Here is a 19614-nt window from a genome sequence, read left to right on the forward strand (position 1 = left end):
TTGAGTTAAGGTTGGATTCGGGGTTGGTGTGCGCATCCGGCGCGCATGATGATTGCCGCCGACATCTGGTGTGCAATCGGGGCGGAAAATTCGATGGCTAAGAAGGTGATGATCGTCGAGGACAACGAGCTCAACATGAAGCTCTTTCGCGACCTCATCGAGGCGAGCGGATACGAGACCGTGCGCACGCGCAACGGCCTCGAGGCGCTTGATCTTGCCCGCAAGCACCGGCCGGACCTCATTCTGATGGACATCCAACTGCCTGAGGTCTCGGGCCTCGAAGTCACCAAATGGCTGAAGGAGGACGATGACCTCCACACGATCCCGGTCATTGCCGTTACCGCCTTTGCCATGAAGGGCGACGAGGAGCGGATCAGACAGGGCGGCTGCGAAGCCTACATCTCCAAGCCGATCTCGGTGCCACGGTTCATCGAGACGATCAAATCCTACCTCGGTGATGCCTGATGCGCTCGCCGGGTTCGCACGAGGTACTGGCATGACCGCGCGCATCCTTGTCGTCGACGACATCCCGGCCAATGTGAAGCTGCTCGAAGTCAGGCTGCTCGCCGAATATTTCGAAGTACAGACCGCCTACAATGGGCCGGACGCCATCGCTGCCTGCGAGGACGGCAAGGTCGACGTCGTGCTGCTCGACATCATGATGCCTGGCATGGACGGCTTCGAGGTCTGCCGTCGGCTGAAGGCCGATCCCGCGACCGCCCACATCCCCGTCGTCATGGTCACTGCCCTCGACCACGTCACCGATCGCGTGCGCGGGCTCGAGGTGGGAGCCGACGACTTCCTCACCAAGCCGGTCAACGACCTGCAGCTGATCACGCGCGTGAAGAGCCTGGTTCGGCTCAAGGTCCTGACCGACGAGCTCAGGCTGCGCGCCTCGACCACGCACAGTATCGGCCTGGACGAGCTATTGTCGCGATCCGAGTTGCTGCAGGAAACGATGCCGAAGGTGCTGCTGATCGACGAGCAGACATCGTCGGCGGCCCATATCTGTGCGCTGCTGGACGGCGCTGCAGACGTGCAGATCGCCGCCGACCCGCAGTCGGGGCTCTTCAATGCCGCCGAAGGCAGCTATGAATGCGTCATCGTGTCGACCGGATTTTCCGAGTTCGATCCGTTGCGGTTGTGCTCGCAACTGCGATCGCTCGACCGCACGCGGTCGCTGCCGATCGTGCTCCTGGTCCGCAAGGAAGAGGACGACCGCATCATTCGCGGGCTCGAGCTCGGCATCAATGACTATCTGGTGCGGCCGCTCGACCGTGAAGAGCTGATTGCACGGCTGCGCACGCAGGTGCGCCGCAAGCGCTACAATGACGAACTGAGGCAGAGCGTCAGCCAGACCATCGAGATGGCCGTGACGGACGGCCTGACGGGCCTGCACAACCGCCGCTACCTCGACAGCCACCTGCCGCGCCTGTTCGACCGCGCCGTCGCCCGGCACAGGCCGCTCTCGCTGATGATCACCGATCTCGACCGCTTCAAGCGGATCAACGACACGTTTGGTCATGATGGCGGCGACGAGGTGCTGCGCGAGTTTGCGCGGCGCGTGAAGAAGAGCGTTCGCGGCATTGACCTCGCTTGCCGATTCGGTGGCGAGGAGTTCGTCGTGGTGATGCCCGATACCGACGCGGCGCTGGCCGAGATGGTCGCCGAGCGCATTCGCGCGGAGGTCGCCCAGACGCCATTTGCAATCAGCGGAGCGGGCAAGGGCGTATCGGTTACGGTCAGCGTCGGCGTGTCGTCGCTGACCGCCAAAGGCGACACGGTTGCCGGCCTGATGAAGCGTGCAGACCTCGCGCTCTACGATGCCAAGACCCGCGGCCGCAACCGCGTGGTCGCGCGTGCGGCCTGACGCCGACAAGGATCGGATAGTCGAGCGCGTTAAGCTCAATCGTTTACCTTAACCCAAGCGATTCGCGAGCCGTGGTTAAGAAAGTGTTGATTTTCAAGTAATCTTGCGCGACTGTGGAGTGGAGAAGAAGGACGGGCGTCGGCACGAGGAGCACAGGCCGGAAGCCCAATTGATACCCCATGATGCTCAGGTCCGCCGCATCTCCTGGGTCCGTGGGGTCGGCCGGCCGGCACTGGCACATAGTGGCCTCCTCGTACCGCTGCCAGCAGCCGACCGGCCCCCTGTTTTCCTTTTCGAAAGCACTTCGGTTTGTCTGTCCGTTGCGTCGGCTTGAGCCGGGCCGGGCATTCGGACTAGTGTTTTCGATGCGTATTCTTGCTGCTCTTTTGTTCATGACATTTTCGACCGCGGCATCTGCGCGGGAATGCGTCGTGATGCTCCATGGCCTGGCGCGCACGGACGCATCCCTGATGCTGATGGAAGAGACGCTCGGCTCGTTCGACTACGCTGTCGTCAACGACGCCTATCCGTCGACCGATGTTCCCATCGACCAGTTGATCGCATATGTCGATGCGTCGGTGGCCAAGTGCGGCGAGGCCGGCCCGGTTCACTTCGTGACCCATTCCATGGGCGGCATCCTGGTACGGGCTTGGCTCACGCAGAACCGCCCCGAAAATCTCGGTCGCGTCGTCATGCTCGCGCCACCCAATCATGGTTCCGAACTGGTCGACACCTTGGGTGGTCTCAAGCTGTTCGAAATCGTCAATGGCCCAGCCGGCGGTCAGCTGGGTACGGGGCCGGACAGCGTTCCCAATGAACTCGGGCCTGCTCGGTTCGAGCTCGGCATCATCGCCGGCGACCGGTCGCTCAACCCGTTCTTGTCCGGCATGTTCAAGGGCCCGAACGACGGCAAGGTCTCGGTGGAAAGCACCAAGCTTGAAGGCATGAAGGACCACATCGTCCTGCCTGCGACGCATACCTTCATGATGAACAATCCGCTTGTCATCGCGCAGACGCTGAATTTTCTGCGCGACGGGCACTTCGATCACGAACTGACGTTCCGTGAACTGATGCGGCGTGCTTTCGGGAACTGATCTAACCCCCCAAAAAAAACGCCGCCCACTGGGCGGCGTTTCGGAATTCCGGGCGAAAACCAGATTACTTGATCTTGGTTTCCTTGAATTCAACGTGCTTCTTGGCAACCGGGTCGTACTTGCGGAACGACAGCTTCTCAGTCTTCGTGCGGCTGTTCTTGCTCGTCACGTAGAAGAAACCGGTGTCGGCGGTCGACAGAAGCTTGATCTTGATGTTTGCAGCCTTGGCCATGATTCTCGTCCGTTAATTGTCTGGAGTTGCACCCGCCTCAGGACGGGAAAACAACCCGGACGCGGAAAACCTGGCGGGACACATAAAGATCGTGCCTGGAAAGTCAAGCCTCGGAGCGCGAAAGCCCGGATTTCGCGGCAATTCGGCCCAGGCCGATGACCATATATCCGCCGAAGAACAGCGCCAGCGCCCAGCCGAATCCATTTGGCCCGAAGATATCCATGAAGATGCCGATCACCTGCGGGCCGAGAATCATGCCGATGCCGTAGCAGAAGATGAAGGCCGCATTGGCCGAGGCGAGGTCGCGGCCGGAAAGCTGCGCGCCAAGATGGGCGAGGCCGATGGTGTAGAGGGCCGCCACCACGCCGCCCCAGACGAACAGCAGGCCGGCCATGACGTGCCAGTTGCCGGCGAGGACCGGCATGGCGAGGGTGCCGATCAAGCCGGTAGCAGCGCAAATCAGCAGCAGCCAGCGCCGGTCGGCGATGCGGTCGCTGATCATGCCGAACGGGATCTGAAGCATGACGTTGCCGAGGCCGATCATGGTGAGCAGCAGCGCCGCGTCGGCCTCGGTATAGCCGATCCGCTGGCCATAGATCGGGAACAGGGCGAAGCCGCCCGTCTCGACGGCACCGAAGACAAGCACGGCTGCCGTCGCGGTCGGAACCATCCAGATATAGCGGAAGAAGCCACCCTTGCCGCCTTCGGAGACGATCTTGGGGCTCTCGCTGCGCGCCAGAACGACGGGAATCGCGGCGATCATGACGAGACAGAAGGTGAGGCCGAACGGCAGCAGGCCGGTGCTGCCGATCTGGGAGAACAGCCACGGGCCGGCAGCGAAGCCGAGCGACAGTACCGTGGCGTAGATGCCAAGCACCAAGCCGCGCCGATGAGGCGGCGCGCAGGTGCTGATCCAGAATTCCGACAGGATGAACAGCACTGTCAGGGCGAAATGCAGTACCGCCCGCAGCGGAAACCACATCCAGAACGACGGCGCGAAATAGAACCCGACGAAAGCCACCGCACCGGCGATGATCATTGCGAACATCGTCCAGACGACGCCGAAACGCATCGCGATCGGGGTTGCCAGCGGTGCCGCGCAGATCGATGCAATGCCCGCCACTGCCGTATTGAGCCCGATCATCGAGGGTGAGTAGCCGCGCGATTCAAGGATCACGCTGAGCAGCGGTATGCCCAGACCGATGGCGATGCCGACAACGCTGATCGAGGCGATCGCGGCGGAAATCGAGCGCCAGTGCACGCGTTCGACGGTTTCGGCTTCCTGGATGGTCTCGTGCATATGTGAGGCCTAAAGGATGTCGCGCCGAAAGCGTTGGTTGAACATGCGGTAGAACGGCACTTCGCCGCCGGGCCTGAGCCCGGGATCGATTGCCAGCCGTTGCCGGAGGTCGCCGAGAACTGATTTCGTGATGGCCGGAATGTCGGCCTCCACGGCGTCGGCCAGCGGCAGCCAGACAAGTTCCTCGAGCTCGTTTGTCGGTCCGCCGTCGGGCAGCTCGACGGCCACGTCGCTGCGCCAGGCCGACAAGAATCGGGTGTCGAAGCGGCGAACGCGTCCCGGAGGTGTTATGGCGCGCGCAATGAAGCGCAGCGAGGCAAGGCTGGGCTCCACGCCATGTTCGGCGAATCCCTGCCAATCGGCCTTGGTGGTCGAGAACGCCCCGCGTCGACCGATCAACAGGCCTGCTTCTTCGTAGGTCTCGCGAACCGCCGACAGCGCGATCGCGCGGGCGCGAGCGATGCTGACGCTGCCCGTGCCGGCACGCAGCTTGGTCTCTTCGTCCGGATGAAGTTCGTCGGCAACCTTGATGCGGCTGTCGGCCGGGTCGGTGCGGCCTCCCGGGAAGACGAATTTGCCGGGCATGAAGGCATGCTTCATGTGCCGCCGGCCCATCAGCACCAGCACATCGTCGCCGCTTCGGTCGAGCAGGATCAGCGTCGCCGCGTCGCGCGGACGCAAGGGGGCGGCGTTTTTCACCAGTTCCCTGGCTTCGAGCCTGTCGAGTTCTGTCTTGCTGATGCCATCCATCGCGGCTGTCCTAACGGAATGTCGGGGTGGAAGGAAGCGCTTGGATGCGACTTGGCATTGCGCCAGCGTCCGGTCAGGCCCCCGGGGGCGCGTCGACAGCGTCTTCTTCGCCGCCGAAGCCATGCATGTAGAGCGCCCATTGCATGCCGACCACGCCACCCTTCATGGGGCGAAGCAGCGCAAGAGCGGACACGATCGTCAGCGGCACCCAGATCAGCAGGTGCTGCCACAGTGCAAGCGTGACGTTGGCTTCGACGGCCATGAAGGCGCCGACGACGATATGGCCGACGAGGACGACGACGAGATAGGCGGGCAGGTCGTCAGCGCGGTGATGGAATATCTCTTCGTGGCAGACGCTGCAGCGGTCGACAGTCTTGACGAAGGACGCAAAGAGCTTGCCTTCGCCGCATTTCGGGCATTTGCAGAACAGGCCGCGCTTGATCGCCGGCCAGACGGGCCGTGCCTCGCGGGCGACCTGCTGGTGGCCGCCACCGAATACCTGTTCTTCCATCGTCATCTCCTGCCGCGCGGACCTCGCCGCGGTTGGGAGGCACGGGCACGCGTTCTTTGCCCCTTGGTCTTGTGGAACGACCGTTTCGAACCGGGCAGGGGCTTCGGTTCGGTCAGCATTTCGAAGCGCATGGCGCCAGCCAGCGGGGCGATTTCGACAAGCCGCACTTCAACGCGGTCAGCGAGTTGGTAGCCCTTGCCGCTGCGCTCCCCGAAGAGGGCGCGGGCGGCTTCGTCGAAGTGGTAATAATCGTCACCCAAGGATGACACGGGGATGAAACCATCCGCGCCATATTGCGGCAATTGGACAAATAGTCCCGCCTTGACCACGCCCGAGATGCGGGCCTCGAAAGTCTCGTCGAGCCGTTCGGACAGGAAGCCGGCGACCAGCCGATCGACGGTCTCCCTTTCGGCTGCCATGGCGCGGCGTTCGGTCTGCGAAATGAGGCCGGCGATTTCTTCCAGGCGTGCTTCTTCCGACGGCGTCAGGCCACCGGCGCCCAAGCCCAGCGAGGCGATCAGGGCACGATGGACGACGAGGTCGGCATAGCGGCGGATCGGCGAGGTGAAATGGGCGTAACGGCGCAGATTGAGGCCGAAGTGCCCGATATTGTCGGGATTGTACTCGGCCTGGCTCTGCGAGCGCAGCACCACCTCGTTGACAAGTTGCTCGTTGTCCTCGCCGCGCACACGCTCGAGGATTCCGTTGAACTGGGCTGGCCGCATCTCGGCGCCACGCGCCAATGACAGACCGATCGTTTGCAGGAACTCGCGCAGCGATTCCTGCTTGGCAAGCGAGGGGCCGTCATGGATGCGGTAGACGAGTTTCTGCTTTTTGTTTTCCAGGGTTTCGGCCGCCGCGACGTTGGCCTGGATCATGAACTCCTCAATCAGCTTGTGGGCGTCGAGGCGATCGGGAACGATGACGCGGTCAACCGTGCCGTCGGGCTTGAGCAGGATCTTTCTTTCGGGGAGGTCGAGTTCGAGCGGCTGGCGGCTGTCGCGGCCGCGCTTGAGCACGTCGTAGGCCGCCCACAGTGGCTTGAGGATGGTCTCCAGGATCGGCCCGGTCTTGTCGTCGGGCACGCCGTCGATGGCGGCCTGCGCCTGCGGATAGGCGAGGCGGGCCGACGAGCGCATCATGATGCGGTGGAAGGAGTGCCTGACCTTGCGGCCTTCGGCCGAAAACGTCATGCGCACGGCAAGTGCCGGCCGGTCGACGCCTTCGCGCAGCGAGCACAAATCGTTGGAGATGCGTTCGGGCAGCATCGGCACGACGCGGTCGGGGAAATAGACCGAGTTGCCGCGCTTCAGTGCCTCTTGGTCGAGAGCTGTGCCGGGGCGGACATAGGCCGCGACGTCGGCGATGGCGACGGTGGCGATAAAGCCGCCGGGGTTCTTTTCATCCGTATCCGGCTCGGCATAGACGGCGTCGTCATGGTCCTTGGCGTCCGCCGGATCTATGGTGACCAGCAGCAGCTCCCGCCAGTCCTCGCGCTTGCCGTCGAGCGTCGCCGGTTTGACTGCTTCAGCCTCGGCGATCACCTCGGCAGGGAAGATGTGCGGAATCTCGTGGGCATGGATGGCGATCATCGAGACCGCCTTCTCATTGGTCAGCGAGCCCAGAACCGAGACCACCTTGGCGCGCGGCAGCCCATATCGGCTGGCGCGCTCCGGGACCACCTCCACAAGGTCGCCGTCCTTGGCGCCGTTCTGGGAGTCCTTGTCGACCACCAGTTCGGGCTGGCGGCGCTCGACCGGCTCGATGCGGAACGTGCCGTCCTTGAGGATGCGGAAGATGCCGAGCGCGGTATCGCTGCGCTTTTCGAACACCTTCATGATGCGGGCGGTATAGGCCGGCTCGTTCTCGTCGCCGAGATACCCCTCGACCGGGAAGGTCTTTGCCAGCACGCGGTCGCCGACGCCGGGCGTCGGTCCGTTGCTTGTACGGGATGTCTTGACGGCAACGATGGGACCGTCCGGCTGCTCGGAAGCACGCGCCAGGAGCGTGCCCTCGGTGTCGCGACCGAAGATGTCTAGCACGGCGACATGGGGCAGGGCGCCGACCCGGCTCAGGCGCTTGCGGCTCTTCTCCAGCAGGCCCTCGTCCTGGAGTTCGCGCAACAGCTCTTTCAGCCAGATGCGGTCTTCGTTCTTGAGCGCAAAGGCCTTGGCAATGTCCCGCTTGCCGCTGCGATCGGGATTCTCCGCGATGTAGCGCAGAATCTCGTCACGCGAGGGGCGATAGACGTCCTTGCCGCGGACCTCGTCGCTTGCGGCGCGTCTGGTGCCGGCGTTTCGTCCGGAAATCTTTCGCGCCAAGGTCGGTCAGTCCTTCTTTTTGGCCTTGCTGGCGGCTGGCTTCTTGGTCGCGCTGCCGGCTGCCTTCTTGGCTCCGCCGCGGGCCGGCTTCTTGCCGCCTCCGCCTTTCGCTTCCTTTTCGGCGATCAGCGCAAGCGCGTCCTCGACGGTCACGGTGGCGGGGTCCTTGCCCTTCGGCAGGGTAGCATTGACCTTGCCGAAATTGACATAGGGACCGTACTTGCCGTCGCGCACGGTGATGTTGCCGCCGCCGGCGGGATGCTCGCCAAGATCCTTGAGTGCGGCCGGCGTGCTGCCGCGGCCACCCTTGCCCTTGGCCTGCTTCTCGGCAAGCACGGTGACGGCGCGGTTGAGGCCGATCGAGAACACGTCCTCGATGCTTTCGAGATTGGCGTAGGTACCTTCGTGCAGCACGAACGGGCCGTAGCGGCCAAGACCTGCCGAGATCATCTTGCCCGACTCCGGGTGCTGGCCGACATCGCGTGGCAGTGCCAGCAGGGCAAGCGCCTTTTCGTGGTCGATGGATGCCGCCGACCAGCCCTTGGGCAGGCTGGAGCGCTTGGCTTCCTTGCCGTCACCGCGCTGGATGTAGGGGCCGAAGCGGCCGCTGCGCAGGGTGATCTCCTCATTGGTGTAGGGATCGGTGCCCAGCACCTTGGTGCCGTCTTCCAGGCCGCCATTCTCGCCATTGCCGCCGGGGCCGTCGAGCTGGCGGGTAAAGCCGCATTCGGGATAGTTCGAACAGCCGACGAAGGCACCGTATTTGCCGAGCTTGAGCGACAGGTTGCCGGTGCCGCATTTCGGGCAGATGCGCGGGTTCGAGCCGTCCTCGCGCTCGGGGAAGACGAGCGGGGCGAGTTCCTCGTTCAGCGCATCGAGCACTTCGGTGACGCGCAGTTCCTTGATGTCATCGACGGCGCCGGAAAAGTCCTTCCAGAAATCGCGCAGCACGTCGCGCCAGGCGAGCTTGCCGTCGGAAACCTCGTCGAGCTTCTCTTCCAGCGAGGCGGTGAAGTCGTACTCCACATAATGCTGGAAGAAGCTCTCCATGAAGGCGGTCACGAGCCGCCCCTTGGGCTCCGGAATGAGCTTTCTGTTCTCGATCTTTACATAGTCGCGCTCTTCGAGCGTCTTCAGCGTCGCGACATAAGTCGAGGGACGGCCAATGCCAAGCTCTTCCATCTTCTTGATGAAGCTCGCCTCGGAATAGCGGGGCGGAGGCTCGGTGGTGTGGTGGCTGGCGTTGACGGATTCGCGCTTGAGCGTCTCGTCGGCACGGATCTCGGGCAGGCGACGGCTTTCCTCGTCTTCCGAATCCTCGTCCTTCTGCTCGGTGTAGGCGGCGATGAAGCCGTCGAAGCGGGTGACGGAGCCCACGGCGCGCAGGCCGGCCGTCCTGGCGCCATTGCGCGCCTCGATCTCGACGGTGGTGCGCTCGATCTCGGCCGGCTGCATCTGGCTGGCAATCGCCCGCTTCCAGATGATCTCATAGAGACGGGCCTGGTCGGCATCGAGGAACTTGCGCATTTCGGTCGGCGTGCGCGAGAAATCGGTCGGCCGGATGGCTTCGTGCGCTTCCTGGGCGTTCTTGGCCTTGGTCGTATACTGGCGCGGCTTCTCGGGCAGGTACCTTGCGCCGAACTCCTTGCCGATGGCCTCGCGCGCGGCCTCGATTGCCTCGGGTGCCATCTGCACGCCGTCGGTACGCATATAGGTGATCAGGCCGGCCGTCTCGCCACCGATCTCCATGCCCTCATAGAGGCGCTGGGCGACCTGCATGGTGCGGCTTGCGGAAAAGCCGAGGCTCGAGGATGCCGCCTGCTGCAAGGTCGAGGTGGTGAAAGGGGCGCTCGGATTGCGCCTGGTCGGCTTGGCTTCGACCGACAGTGCCTTGAAGGTTGCCCCCTCCAGCATCGCCTTGATGTCATCGGCCATCGCCTGCGAAGAGATGTCGAGCTTCTGCAGCTTCTTGCCGTCATAGACGGTGAGCCTTGCCTCGAAATTTTCCGCGCGCGGCGTGCCGAGAATAGCTGCGATCTGCCAGTACTCTTCGCGCACGAAACGCTCGATCTCGGCCTCGCGGTCGCAGACGAAGCGCAGCGCCACCGACTGGACGCGACCGGCCGAGCGGGCGCCCGGCAGCTTGCGCCAGAGCACGGGAGAAAGAGTGAAGCCGACGAGATAGTCGAGCGCCCGGCGTGCCAGATAGGCGTCCACCAGTGGCGGGTCGATCTCGCGCGGATTGGCGATTGCCTCGAGAACCGCCTGCTTGGTGATCGAGTTGAAGGCGACGCGCTTGATGGTCTTGTCCTTGAGGACGCGCTTCTGCTTCAGCACTTCGAGCACGTGCCAGGCGATGGCTTCTCCCTCGCGATCCGGATCGGTTGCGAGGATCAGGCCATCGGCTTCCTTGACCGCCTTGGCGATTTCGGTGAGCCGCTTCGCCGACGCGGTGTCGACAGCCCAGGACATGGCGAAATCGTCATCCGGCTTGACCGAGCCATCCTTGGCCGGCAGATCGCGGACATGGCCGAACGAGGCCAGAACCTTGTAGTTCTTGCCCAGATACTTGTTGATGCTTTTCACCTTGTTCGGTGACTCGACGACAACGACGTCCATATGTGGCTGATTTTCCAGTGAAGCGCCAAAACAACGGCAACGGCGCGTGGCGAAGAATTTTCAATTCGCACGTCACATGGCCGCCCTTTTCAGTCTGGTCAAGGGGACGGGGCCAAAAACGCCGGCTGACATCGGCAATACAACCTAAGGTATATTAATCGGCGCTATTGCAATTGTTAGTAGATTTGCTACGCTTCTGCCATTGCTGGTTGGGCCGGTTTCCCGTGTGGAGATCGGCACCGGATCCTGTGCTCAACACCGGGCGGCAAGACAAAAGGAAAGCCAATTCTATGCACAAGCCGCCGCCAACACGTAGGCGAGCCGAAACGCTGGACTATATCCAGTCGATGCTGGGGCAACTCCGCATCATGGCGGAAGCCGAGCGCTGCGGCATGCTCGCCTATTTGATCGAGATGGCCTATGTCGAGGCTGGAGATGTGATACGCGGTGATCGGCCGTCAAACATCGGGATCAACAAGCGAAACACGTCCGCCTGAGTGGCGCTCGAGCCGTCCGGCAAGATCCAGTTCCAGCAGGATCATGAAGATTTGCGCCGGGTGAAGCCCGGTATGACGGATCAGTTCATCGACTTCGACCGGTACCGGCCCCAAAGCTTCGATCACCCGGGCGCGGTCGCTGTCGGCGGGCGGTGGCGTGGCGCTGAAATCCGGCGGCTCTTCCATGCTGGCTGCGACGTAGGACTGGCCCCCGACCAATGGCGCCAAGGCCTCGAGTATGTCGCCGACCTCGGTCACCAGCGTGGCACCGTCCTTGAGCAGTCCATTGGTGCCGGCGGCGCGCGGGTCGAGCGGCGAGCCGGGCACGGCGAAAACCAGCCGTCCCATATCGCCGGCCAGCCGCGCACTGATCAGCGAACCCGATCGTTTTGCCGCTTCGACGACCACCAGTCCGAGGACAAGGCCTGCGACGATGCGGTTGCGACGCGGAAAGTCCTGCGCGCGGGGCTCCCAGCCGAACGGCATTTCCGATACGACCGCGCCGCGCTCGGCGATCTCGTCGCAAAGGCCGATGTTCTCAGGCGGGTAGGGGCGGTCGAGCCCGCCGGCCAGCACGCCAACCGTTCCGGTATCCAGGCTGCCTTGGTGGGCGGCGGTGTCGATGCCGCGCGCCAGGCCTGAAACAACCGCATAGCCGTTCCGGCCGAGTTCCGCAGCCAGCGTCCGCGCCATCTTGATTCCGGCGAGAGAAGCGTTGCGCGCACCGACGATCGCCACCGGCGGCAGGCTGAAAATAGCGCCTGTGCCCCTGACGGCGAGCAGCGGCGGGGGATGGTCCATGCGCTTGAGGATCTGGGGGTAGTCCGGCTCGCCAAGCGCCACGAAACGCGCGCCGCATTGGCGCGCCGCCTGCATTTCCGCTTCAGCCTCAGCGACGGAAGGAACCTTGACCAGCCGGCTGGCGCCGCCCGCCATCATAATCTCGGGCAGCATCTCGATCGCGGTTTCGGCCGAGCCGAAGCGGTTGATCAGGTCGCGAAAGCTGGCCGGGCCGACATTCGGCGTGCGGATAAGGCGCAGCCAGTGGAGCCGCTGCCGGTCGCTGAGATGCGGCCCGGCGGCGGGTTGGTTCATCCCTTGGATCCGATCCGCGATTCGGTGCCGGCGAGCAGGCGCGAGATGTTGGCGCGGTGGCGGATGAAGACGATGACGCTCATCAGCGCCAGCAGGCCGGCTGCCTTGGGCATGTCAGTCATATAAAGTGCGATTGGCACCATCACCGCTGCCGTCAGGGCTGCAAGCGACGAATAGCGGCTGACGAAGGCGACGAGCAGCCAGGTGACGGCAAAGGCCAGGGCGCCGAGCCCCGAAAGGCCGAACAGGACGCCGAGATAGGTCGCCACACCCTTGCCACCCTTGAAGCCGAGCCAGATCGGGTAGAGGTGGCCGATGAAGGCGCCGAGGCCGGCGGCAAGCGCTGCGTCATGGCTCCAGCGCGCTGCGATGACCACGGCCACGGTGCCCTTGAGCGCATCGAGCAGCAGCGTTGCTGCCGCCAGTTTCTTGTTGCCCGTGCGCAGCACATTGGTGGCGCCGATGTTGCCCGAGCCGATCTTGCGCACGTCGCCCAGGCCGGCCGCACGCGTGAGCAGCAGCCCGAATGGAATCGAGCCCAGGAGATAGCCGAATACGGCGGCTGCAACGAGCACGTGTAGAGCCGTCGGAAAAATGTCATCCGGCATCAAGGTATTTCTTCTCCCCCGTGGCCGTCAGGCCGAGAACACTGTGCGTCCGGCGACCAAGGTTTTCAAGACCTTGCCCTGAAGGCGCGCGCCTTCGAAGCAGGTGTTCTTGGAACGCGAGCGGATGTCGGCCTCGCGCACCACCCACGGCTCGCCGAGGTCGACGAGCGCCAGATCCGCAACCGCACCCGGCTTCAGCGTGCCGCCTGGCAGGCCGAACAGTCGTGCCGGAGCGGTCGAAAGCGTATCGATGATACGCAGCAGCGGGACATCGTCGTTGTGATGCAGGCGCAATGCGACGGCGAGCAGCGTCTCCAGCCCGATCGCGCCCGCGGCGGCATCTGCGAAGGGCAGGCGCTTGGTGTCGACGTCCTGCGGGTCATGCGACGACACGATCACGTCGATGGTGCCGTCCTTCAGGGCCTCGACCATGGCGAGGCGGTCTTCCTCGGCGCGCAGCGGTGGCGCCAGCCGGAAGAAGGTGCGGTACTCGCCGACGTCGTTTTCGTTGAGCGACAGGCTGTTGATCGAAACACCCGCCGTCACCTTGGCGCCGTCCGCCTTGGCGCGCGAAACGGCGCTGGCTGCCATGGCCGTCGAGATCTTGGCAGCGTGATAGCGGCCGCGTGTCAGGCGCGCGAGCGCGAGGTCGCGTTCGAGCGGGATGGTCTCGGCTTCGCGCGGAATGCCCGAAAGCCCCAGCCAGCTGGCATAGAGCCCTTCGTTCATCACCCCCGACGAGGCGAGGTCGGCATCCTGCGTCTCATGCGCGATCACGGCATCGAAATCGCGGGCATAGGTCAGCGCCCGGCGCATCATCAGCGAATTGGCAATGGTGTGGCGTCCATCGGTGAAGGCAACAGCACCCGCTTCGCGCAGCAGGCCGAACTCGGTCATCTCGTGGCCTTCGAGGCCCTTGGTGATGGCTGCGGCAGGGAAGACGTTGACCGATGCGGTTTCCTTGGCGGTCCGCAGCACGAATTCGACGAGGGCCACGTTATCGATCACCGGATCGGTGTCGGGCATCATGACGATCGAGGTGACGCCGCCGGCAGCAGCGGCAACGCTTGCCGAGGCGATCGTTTCACGATGCTCGCCGCCGGGTTCGCCGATGAAGACGCGGCTGTCGACCAGGCCGGGGATGATCGTCTTGCCGGCGCAATCAATGACTTCGGCGCCGCCGGGACTGCCCTGGTTGAGCGCGTCGGCACCTGCTGCGACGATTTTCTTGCCGTCGACGATGACCGAACCGGTCTCATCGGTGCCACGCGAGGGGTCGACGATGCGGGCGCGCTGGAAAACCGTGATGCTCATGCGTTCTGTCCATCGCGATTGCGGCGCGGGTCGAGCAGCGCTTCCATCACCGCCATGCGCACGGCGACGCCCATCTCCACCTGCTCCTGGATGACGCTCTGCGGCCCGTCGGCGATCTCGGAGGCGATTTCGACCCCACGGTTCATCGGGCCGGGATGCATCACCAGCGCGTCGGGCTTGGCCGCCTTCAGCTTTTCGGCGTCGAGGCCGTAGTAGCGGAAATATTCGCGCACCGAAGGCACGAAGGCGCCGGCCATGCGCTCGCGCTGCAGACGCAGCATCATGACGACGTCGGCGTCCTTGAGGCCATCGGCCATCGACTGCGTTACCTCGACTCCCATCTGGGCGATGCCCGAGGGAAGCAGCGTCGAAGGCGCCACGACACGGACGCGCGCGCCGAGCGCGTTGAGCAACAAGATATTGGAGCGCGCAACGCGCGAGTGAAGGATGTCGCCACAGATCGCTACCGTCAGCCGGGCGATGCTGCCCTTGGCACGACGTATGGTCAGGGCGTCGAGCAGCGCCTGCGTCGGGTGCTCATGGGCGCCGTCGCCGGCATTGACCACCGAGCAGCCGACCTTCTGCGCGAGCAGGGCGGCGGCACCGGCCGACTGGTGGCGGATGATGAGGATGTCGGGTCGCATCGCATTCAGCGTCATCGCCGTGTCGATCAGCGTTTCGCCCTTCTTCACCGAAGAGCTTGCGACCGACATGTTCATGACATCGGCGCCGAGGCGCTTTCCCGCGAGCTCGAACGACGACTGCGTGCGCGTCGAGGCTTCGTAGAACAGGTTGATCTGGGTGCGCCCGCGCAGCGTCGAGGTCTTTTTCTCCGACTGACGCGAAATCGACACCGCGGCATCGGCCCGGTCGAGCAGCAATTCGATGTCGAATGGAGAAAGGTCGCGGATGCCAAGAAGATGGCGGTGCGGGTAGGGCGGCAGGGACGAAAGGTCTGTCATCTCAAGGCGCTGCTATAGGCTGTGCTTAAGTGACCCGCAAGCCGGCATTTCGATGATGAAAGTTCTCCCACGGGATTTTCGTCGCGGGCAAGCTGCGCCATAAGCTATCGCTAAGCATTTCGGCTATAAAGCCGGCCATGGCTGCGGATTCGTGCCCGTCGCCCACACCGATGAAGGACAAGGCGTGACGCAGGACGTGCCGAACCAGCCCCCTCCGCTGACGGGCAGCAATGCCTGGCGCGGAGATCCGCTGCTGATCCAGATTGCAGAGAGCTTTTCAGAGCCGGTCCGTCGCGACCTCGACGGCCTCGGACGCTTCGTGCTGAACCAGGAAGCCCAGGACCTGGCGCGGCTCGCCAATAGCGAGGTGCCGAAGCTCAGGACACACGACCGACAGGGCCGACGCATCGACCAGGTCGAGTTTCATCCGGCCTATCATGCGCTGATGCGCCGTTCGGTCGCCGGCGGGCTGCATTCTTCCGTATGGGAGAACGGCGGCACGGAAACCGGCCGGCGGCACCAGGTGCGAGCCGCACGCTTTTATCTGACTGCGCAACTCGAATGCGGGCATCTGTGCCCGATCACCATGACCAACGCTTCGCTGGCAGCCCTGATGGCGAGCCCGAAGCTGTTCCGCGAATGGGCACCGCGCGTCACCACTCGCAAATACGATCAGGCTCAGAAGCCGCCGGTCGAGAAGGCCGGCCTGACGCTCGGCATGGGGATGACCGAGAGGCAGGGCGGCACCGATGTGCGCGCCAACACCACCAGGGCCGAACGTGCCGGTGGCAGCTTCTATCGGCTCAACGGCCACAAGTGGTTCATGTCGGCGCCGATGTCGGACGCCTTCCTGATGCTGGCGCAGGCGCCGGAGGGGCTGTCCTGTTTCCTGGTTCCGCGCATCCTGAGCGACGGTTCGGCCAATGGGCTGCAGTTCCAGCGCCTCAAGGACAAGCTCGGCAACCGTTCCAATGCCTCGTCCGAGGTCGAGATCCAGGGCGCCATCGGCGACCTGGTCGGCGAGCCCGGCGGCGGCGTCAAGACGATCATGGACATGGTGACGCTGACGCGCCTCGATTGTGCCGTGGCGTCCTCGGCAATCATGCGGGCGGGGTTGGCTGAAGCCGTGCACCACACCCGCCACCGCCAGGTTTTCGGCGCCAATCTCGTCGACCAGCCGCTGATGCAGCGCGTGCTGGCCGACATGGCGCTCGATGTCGCCGGTGCTACCGCACTCGCCTTCCGCCTGGCGCGCTCCTTCGACGAAGCGGCATCGGACCGCGGCGAGGCGGCCTTTGCGCGTGCCATGACCCCGGTCGTCAAATACTGGGTCTGCAAGATTGCACCGCCGCTCCTCTACGAGGCAATGGAATGCCTCGGCGGCAATGGCTATGTCGAGGAAGCGCCGCTCGCGCGCTACTATCGCGAGGCGCCGGTCAACGCGATCTGGGAAGGCTCGGGCAACGTCATGGCGCTGGACGTGCTGCGCGTGCTGGGCCGGGCTCCGGGACTGTTCGACGACGTGCTTGCGAGCATCGAGCGCGATCTGGGCCCGGGCGGACGCAGCATCCTGGGGGTACTCAGGGCGGCGATGCAGGTCGCAAGCTCCGACGAGGGCTCGGCGCGCATCCTGACGGAGCAATTGGCGATTTCGGCTGCGGCTGCGGAGCTGCGCCGGATGGGGGCAGGGCGCATCGCCGATGCCTTCATCGAGACCCGGCTCGCCGGACAGTGGCGCGGTACCTACGGCATGCTCGACGCACGACACGATTCGCGGCTGATTATCGACACGCTCTATCCGCAGGCCGGCTGAACCGCGGCGCTGCCGGTTTTGCGGTGGCACCGGGGGCCACGTCAGCCCGTCGGTCGTTAACCTTAATGAATGGTTTACGTTGCATGGCGCATCCGTCGGGCCCACTGTCTTCTGCAAAGAAGCGGGATTCCCGATGCGGGCCTTTTTGAACCAGTTGCCAGACATTGACGCCGCCGGGCCATGTGCTTGGGGGCTCGGCTGATGCGCTACATCTTTGCCATATGGGCTGCGCCGCTGGTGCTTTTCTGGGGCTGGTACTTCCTGTCGATCTACGACATGCATTTCGGCTACTGGATGCTGTCGCGCCGGTTCAACCTTGCCATCTTCGAGCTCTATGGCGAAATACTCGGTATCGATCCCGCGACGATCCCGTGGTTGATGGCCAAGGCCTTCTTCTTCGATACGCTGGTCATTCTGGCGATCTGGGCGTTCCGTCGCCGCAAGCAGATCGCTGAAAGAGTGAGAGTGCTGCGGGCGCGCTATTCTTCCGCGGAATCGGCGCCCAGCGTCTGAAGCCTGTCCAAGACGCCTTGCAGGATAAAGGCAGCGGCGGCCGAATCGATGCGTCCTTCGCGCTTCTTGCGCGACACGTCCATCTCGATCAGTGCGCGTTCCGCTGCCACCGTCGACAGCCGCTCGTCCCAGAAAATGAAGGGCAATTCGGTCAGGTTGGCTGCATTGCGCACGAAGGCACGTGATTTCTGGGCGCGCGGGCCCTCGGAACCGTCCATGTTGATGGGTAGGCCGATCACGATTGCGCCGGTATTTTCCTTGGCCAGCATGGCAAGCAGGGCTGCGACATCGAGCGTGAACTTCTTGCGGATGATCACCGGGCGCGGATGCGAGAACGACAGGCCGCGATCGGACACGGCAACGCCGATCGTCTTGTCGCCGAGGTCTAGGCCGGCCAGCGTCTTGCCACCGGCCAGCAGCTCAGGCAGTTGTTCAATCGTAGCGATGGCCAAGCGGCGTTCCTTATGACTTGAGGTGCGCATCCGGTGGAAGTGCTAACACCTTGAATTTGCGTATCGGCCCCTTTGAAAGGAGCTTGGTGCGTTCTATCCTTTGGCCAACGAAATTGCGAGGAATGCCGAAACGATGAAACTGACCTGGTATGGACATTCGGCATTCCGCATCGAAGTGGCAGGCGCCACGATCCTGATCGACCCGTTCCTGAGCGGCAATCCCTCCTGGGGCAAGTCGTGGGAGGCTGCGGCGGAAGGCGTCACGCACGTGCTCCTTACCCACGGGCATGACGATCATATCGGCGATGCCGCCGCCATCCTGAAAAAGACCGGTGCGATGCTCGTCGCCAATTTCGAGATCTGCATGTACCTCGTCGGCAAGGGCGTCAGCGACAAGGTGATCAATCCCGGCAACATCGGCGGTACCGTCGATTGCGGCGGCTTCACTACCACCTTCGTTGCAGCTCAACATTCGTCTTCCGCGGGCGGGCCTGGCGGCACCAATACCTATCTCGGCAATCCCGGCGGGCTGGTGCTGCATTTCGCCGACGAGCGCACGCTCTACCACATGGGCGATACCGACATCTTCTCCGACATGGCCTTGATCAACGAGCTGCACGAGCCGGCTATCGGCTTGGTGCCTGTCGGCGACCGCTTCACCATGGGCGGTGCGGTGGCGGCTCTCGCCTGCCGGCGCTTCTTCAAGTTCGAGACGGTGGTGCCATGCCACTTCGCTACCTTCCCGATCATCGACCAGACGGCGGAAAGCTTCGTCGATGGCCTCGAAGGCTCGGGCGTCGAAGTGATGCTGCCGAAAGTGGGCGTAGCCATAGACATTTGATCGGGTGCGATCTGTGCGATTGGGGTGAGCGATGATGAACTGGAGAAATTTGGCGACGGTTTCCCTGCTCTGGCTCGGCGTTTCCGAGGCATCGGCTGAGGACTTTATCAAGGGCGTCTATCTCCAGTCCGAAGAACTCTGCGCCCAGGCCAAGAAGGATACGCTTCAGACGGTGGTCGACGCCGGAGGCCTGGTCCTGTCCGCGAGCGGAATCGAAAGCGTCGAGTACAATTGCGAATTCCTCAACGTTACGCGAGCTACGCGTGCGCCGGCATGGGCCGTGACGGCTCTCTGCCAGGAGCCCGGCCACCTGTTCCCCGACACGCTTTCCATCCTCGAATTGAGCCCGACGCAACTCGATCTCGTCTCTGTCCGCACAGTCGATGCCGAGGGCGGCCAGACCAACAATGCCGGCACCTACTATCTGTGCGACGGCGTCACCATGCCGTGAGCCCGATCATCGATGTTGCGCCGCGCGCGCGGCGTCGTTATAGCCCGACCTGACCATTTTCCCGGCTTTCCGGAGTTTTTTCGATGTCCGTTGATCTCAAGACAGTCAAGCGCGTCGCGCATCTCGCCCGCATCGCGGTGAGCGAAGACGACGCCCAGCGCATGACCGGCGAATTGAACGCAATCCTCGGCTTTGTCGAGCAACTCAACGAGGTCGACGTATCGGGCGTGGAGCCGATGACGTCGGTCACGCCGATGGAGATGAAGAAGCGCGTCGATGCCGTAACCGACGGCGGCAAGGCAGCCGACATCGTCGCCAATGCGCCGGCCACCGACGAGAATTTCTTCCTCGTGCCGAAAGTGGTGGAATAG

General features: G+C 63.7%; 20 protein-coding genes. 9 read left to right on the plus strand and 11 right to left on the minus strand.

Features of this window, described 5'->3' with window-relative positions; all coding sequences use genetic code 11:
* Positions 1-93: 93 nt before the first annotated feature.
* From O1Y97_RS15085 to O1Y97_RS15095, 3 genes are all read left to right on the plus strand, one after another.
* Positions 94-465: a response regulator gene (locus O1Y97_RS15085; protein ID WP_108607955.1), complete on the plus strand. Its 372-nt coding sequence runs from the start codon at positions 94-96 to the stop codon at positions 463-465.
* Positions 466-496: 31 nt separating this feature from the next.
* Positions 497-1870, plus strand: coding sequence for a PleD family two-component system response regulator (locus O1Y97_RS15090; RefSeq protein ID WP_318761544.1), 1374 nt, complete (start codon positions 497-499; stop codon positions 1868-1870).
* Positions 1871-2304: 434 nt separating this feature from the next.
* Positions 2305-2964: an esterase/lipase family protein gene (locus O1Y97_RS15095; RefSeq protein WP_246389501.1), complete on the plus strand. Its 660-nt coding sequence runs from the start codon at positions 2305-2307 to the stop codon at positions 2962-2964.
* A 64-nt stretch (positions 2965-3028) separates the two neighbouring features.
* On the opposite strand, the gene rpmG is transcribed toward O1Y97_RS15095, so the two are convergent.
* The 6 genes from rpmG to topA form a co-directional block, all read right to left on the minus strand.
* A complete protein-coding gene (gene rpmG, locus O1Y97_RS15100; RefSeq protein WP_019173400.1) occupies positions 3029-3196 on the minus strand; it encodes a 50S ribosomal protein L33 in 168 nt (55 codons plus the stop codon).
* A 103-nt stretch (positions 3197-3299) separates the two neighbouring features.
* Positions 3300-4496, minus strand: a complete 1197-nt coding sequence (locus O1Y97_RS15105; RefSeq protein ID WP_318761545.1) for an MFS transporter — start codon at positions 4494-4496, stop codon at positions 3300-3302.
* A gap of 9 nt (positions 4497-4505) precedes the next feature.
* Positions 4506-5246 carry an NUDIX hydrolase gene (locus tag O1Y97_RS15110; protein WP_318761546.1) on the minus strand — a complete coding sequence of 247 codons (741 nt, stop codon included), beginning with the start codon at positions 5244-5246 and terminating at the stop codon, positions 4506-4508.
* A gap of 73 nt (positions 5247-5319) precedes the next feature.
* Complete coding sequence (locus O1Y97_RS15115) at positions 5320-5757, minus strand: DUF983 domain-containing protein (protein ID WP_318761547.1); 438 nt, start codon at positions 5755-5757, stop codon at positions 5320-5322.
* 2 nt (positions 5758-5759) lie between these two features.
* Complete coding sequence (rnr, locus tag O1Y97_RS15120; protein WP_318761548.1) at positions 5760-8078, minus strand: ribonuclease R; 2319 nt, start codon at positions 8076-8078, stop codon at positions 5760-5762.
* A gap of 6 nt (positions 8079-8084) precedes the next feature.
* Positions 8085-10697 carry a type I DNA topoisomerase gene (gene topA / locus O1Y97_RS15125; RefSeq protein WP_318761549.1) on the minus strand — a complete coding sequence of 871 codons (2613 nt, stop codon included), beginning with the start codon at positions 10695-10697 and terminating at the stop codon, positions 8085-8087.
* Between the two features lie 290 nt (positions 10698-10987).
* Between topA and O1Y97_RS15130 the strand changes: the two genes are divergently transcribed.
* Positions 10988-11194 (plus strand): hypothetical protein, encoded by a 207-nt coding sequence (locus tag O1Y97_RS15130; RefSeq protein WP_108607964.1) that lies wholly within the window; start codon positions 10988-10990, stop codon positions 11192-11194.
* Here O1Y97_RS15130 and dprA read toward each other — a convergent pair.
* The 4 genes from dprA to O1Y97_RS15150 are packed head-to-tail and all read right to left on the minus strand — an operon-like array spanning position 11156 to position 15173.
* Positions 11156-12289, minus strand: coding sequence for a DNA-processing protein DprA (dprA, locus tag O1Y97_RS15135; RefSeq protein ID WP_318761550.1), 1134 nt, complete (start codon positions 12287-12289; stop codon positions 11156-11158). The genes O1Y97_RS15130 and dprA overlap by 39 nt on opposite strands.
* Complete coding sequence (gene plsY, locus O1Y97_RS15140) at positions 12286-12897, minus strand: glycerol-3-phosphate 1-O-acyltransferase PlsY (RefSeq protein WP_318761551.1); 612 nt, start codon at positions 12895-12897, stop codon at positions 12286-12288. Before plsY ends, dprA begins: the two co-directional genes overlap by 4 nt.
* A 27-nt stretch (positions 12898-12924) precedes the next feature.
* Positions 12925-14211 (minus strand): dihydroorotase, encoded by a 1287-nt coding sequence (locus O1Y97_RS15145; protein WP_318761552.1) that lies wholly within the window; start codon positions 14209-14211, stop codon positions 12925-12927.
* Positions 14208-15173, minus strand: a complete 966-nt coding sequence (locus O1Y97_RS15150; protein WP_108607968.1) for an aspartate carbamoyltransferase catalytic subunit — start codon at positions 15171-15173, stop codon at positions 14208-14210. Before O1Y97_RS15150 ends, O1Y97_RS15145 begins: the two co-directional genes overlap by 4 nt.
* 184 nt (positions 15174-15357) lie before the next feature.
* Here O1Y97_RS15150 and O1Y97_RS15155 point away from each other — a divergent pair, with 184 nt between their 5' ends.
* Both O1Y97_RS15155 and O1Y97_RS15160 read left to right on the plus strand, forming a co-directional pair.
* Positions 15358-16986: an acyl-CoA dehydrogenase family protein gene (locus tag O1Y97_RS15155; RefSeq protein ID WP_108609880.1), complete on the plus strand. Its 1629-nt coding sequence runs from the start codon at positions 15358-15360 to the stop codon at positions 16984-16986.
* A 201-nt stretch (positions 16987-17187) separates the two neighbouring features.
* Positions 17188-17499, plus strand: a complete 312-nt coding sequence (locus O1Y97_RS15160) for a DUF6105 family protein (RefSeq protein WP_108607969.1) — start codon at positions 17188-17190, stop codon at positions 17497-17499.
* Here O1Y97_RS15160 and ruvX read toward each other — a convergent pair.
* Positions 17466-17951: a Holliday junction resolvase RuvX gene (ruvX, locus tag O1Y97_RS15165; protein WP_108607970.1), complete on the minus strand. Its 486-nt coding sequence runs from the start codon at positions 17949-17951 to the stop codon at positions 17466-17468. The two genes, O1Y97_RS15160 and ruvX, sit on opposite strands and share 34 nt — an antisense overlap.
* A gap of 133 nt (positions 17952-18084) precedes the next feature.
* On the opposite strand from ruvX, the gene O1Y97_RS15170 reads away from it, so the two are divergent.
* The 3 genes from O1Y97_RS15170 (at position 18085) to gatC (ending at position 19614) form a co-directional block, all read left to right on the plus strand.
* Entirely contained in the window at positions 18085-18792 is a 708-nt protein-coding gene (locus O1Y97_RS15170; RefSeq protein WP_318761553.1) for a metal-dependent hydrolase, read from the plus strand.
* A gap of 34 nt (positions 18793-18826) precedes the next feature.
* Positions 18827-19243, plus strand: coding sequence for a hypothetical protein (locus tag O1Y97_RS15175; protein WP_404801284.1), 417 nt, complete (start codon positions 18827-18829; stop codon positions 19241-19243).
* A gap of 83 nt (positions 19244-19326) precedes the next feature.
* Positions 19327-19614, plus strand: coding sequence for an Asp-tRNA(Asn)/Glu-tRNA(Gln) amidotransferase subunit GatC (gene gatC / locus O1Y97_RS15180; protein ID WP_108607972.1), 288 nt, complete (start codon positions 19327-19329; stop codon positions 19612-19614).

The sequence above is a fragment of the Aminobacter niigataensis genome, from assembly GCF_946995915.1.
GTDB lineage: Bacteria > Pseudomonadota > Alphaproteobacteria > Rhizobiales > Rhizobiaceae > Aminobacter > Aminobacter niigataensis.

What these genes read in the sequence shown, in the direction of transcription:
- topA (WP_318761549.1), bottom strand. Translation starts at nt 10,697, where the DNA reads ATGGACGTCGTTGTCGTCGAGTCACCGAACAAGGTGAAAAGCATCAAC.
- dprA (WP_318761550.1), bottom strand. Translation starts at nt 12,289, where the DNA reads ATGAACCAACCCGCCGCCGGGCCGCATCTCAGCGACCGGCAGCGGCTC.
- O1Y97_RS15085 (WP_108607955.1), top strand. Translation starts at nt 94, where the DNA reads ATGGCTAAGAAGGTGATGATCGTCGAGGACAACGAGCTCAACATGAAG.
- O1Y97_RS15105 (WP_318761545.1), bottom strand. Translation starts at nt 4,496, where the DNA reads ATGCACGAGACCATCCAGGAAGCCGAAACCGTCGAACGCGTGCACTGG.
- O1Y97_RS15090 (WP_318761544.1), top strand. Translation starts at nt 497, where the DNA reads ATGACCGCGCGCATCCTTGTCGTCGACGACATCCCGGCCAATGTGAAG.
- O1Y97_RS15095 (WP_246389501.1), top strand. Translation starts at nt 2,305, where the DNA reads ATGCTCCATGGCCTGGCGCGCACGGACGCATCCCTGATGCTGATGGAA.
- O1Y97_RS15170 (WP_318761553.1), top strand. Translation starts at nt 18,085, where the DNA reads ATGAAACTGACCTGGTATGGACATTCGGCATTCCGCATCGAAGTGGCA.
- plsY (WP_318761551.1), bottom strand. Translation starts at nt 12,897, where the DNA reads ATGCCGGATGACATTTTTCCGACGGCTCTACACGTGCTCGTTGCAGCC.
- O1Y97_RS15130 (WP_108607964.1), top strand. Translation starts at nt 10,988, where the DNA reads ATGCACAAGCCGCCGCCAACACGTAGGCGAGCCGAAACGCTGGACTAT.
- O1Y97_RS15150 (WP_108607968.1), bottom strand. Translation starts at nt 15,173, where the DNA reads ATGACAGACCTTTCGTCCCTGCCGCCCTACCCGCACCGCCATCTTCTT.
- O1Y97_RS15145 (WP_318761552.1), bottom strand. Translation starts at nt 14,211, where the DNA reads ATGAGCATCACGGTTTTCCAGCGCGCCCGCATCGTCGACCCCTCGCGT.
- O1Y97_RS15115 (WP_318761547.1), bottom strand. Translation starts at nt 5,757, where the DNA reads ATGGAAGAACAGGTATTCGGTGGCGGCCACCAGCAGGTCGCCCGCGAG.
- O1Y97_RS15110 (WP_318761546.1), bottom strand. Translation starts at nt 5,246, where the DNA reads ATGGATGGCATCAGCAAGACAGAACTCGACAGGCTCGAAGCCAGGGAA.
- O1Y97_RS15175 (WP_404801284.1), top strand. Translation starts at nt 18,827, where the DNA reads ATGAACTGGAGAAATTTGGCGACGGTTTCCCTGCTCTGGCTCGGCGTT.
- O1Y97_RS15160 (WP_108607969.1), top strand. Translation starts at nt 17,188, where the DNA reads ATGCGCTACATCTTTGCCATATGGGCTGCGCCGCTGGTGCTTTTCTGG.
- rpmG (WP_019173400.1), bottom strand. Translation starts at nt 3,196, where the DNA reads ATGGCCAAGGCTGCAAACATCAAGATCAAGCTTCTGTCGACCGCCGAC.
- gatC (WP_108607972.1), top strand. Translation starts at nt 19,327, where the DNA reads ATGTCCGTTGATCTCAAGACAGTCAAGCGCGTCGCGCATCTCGCCCGC.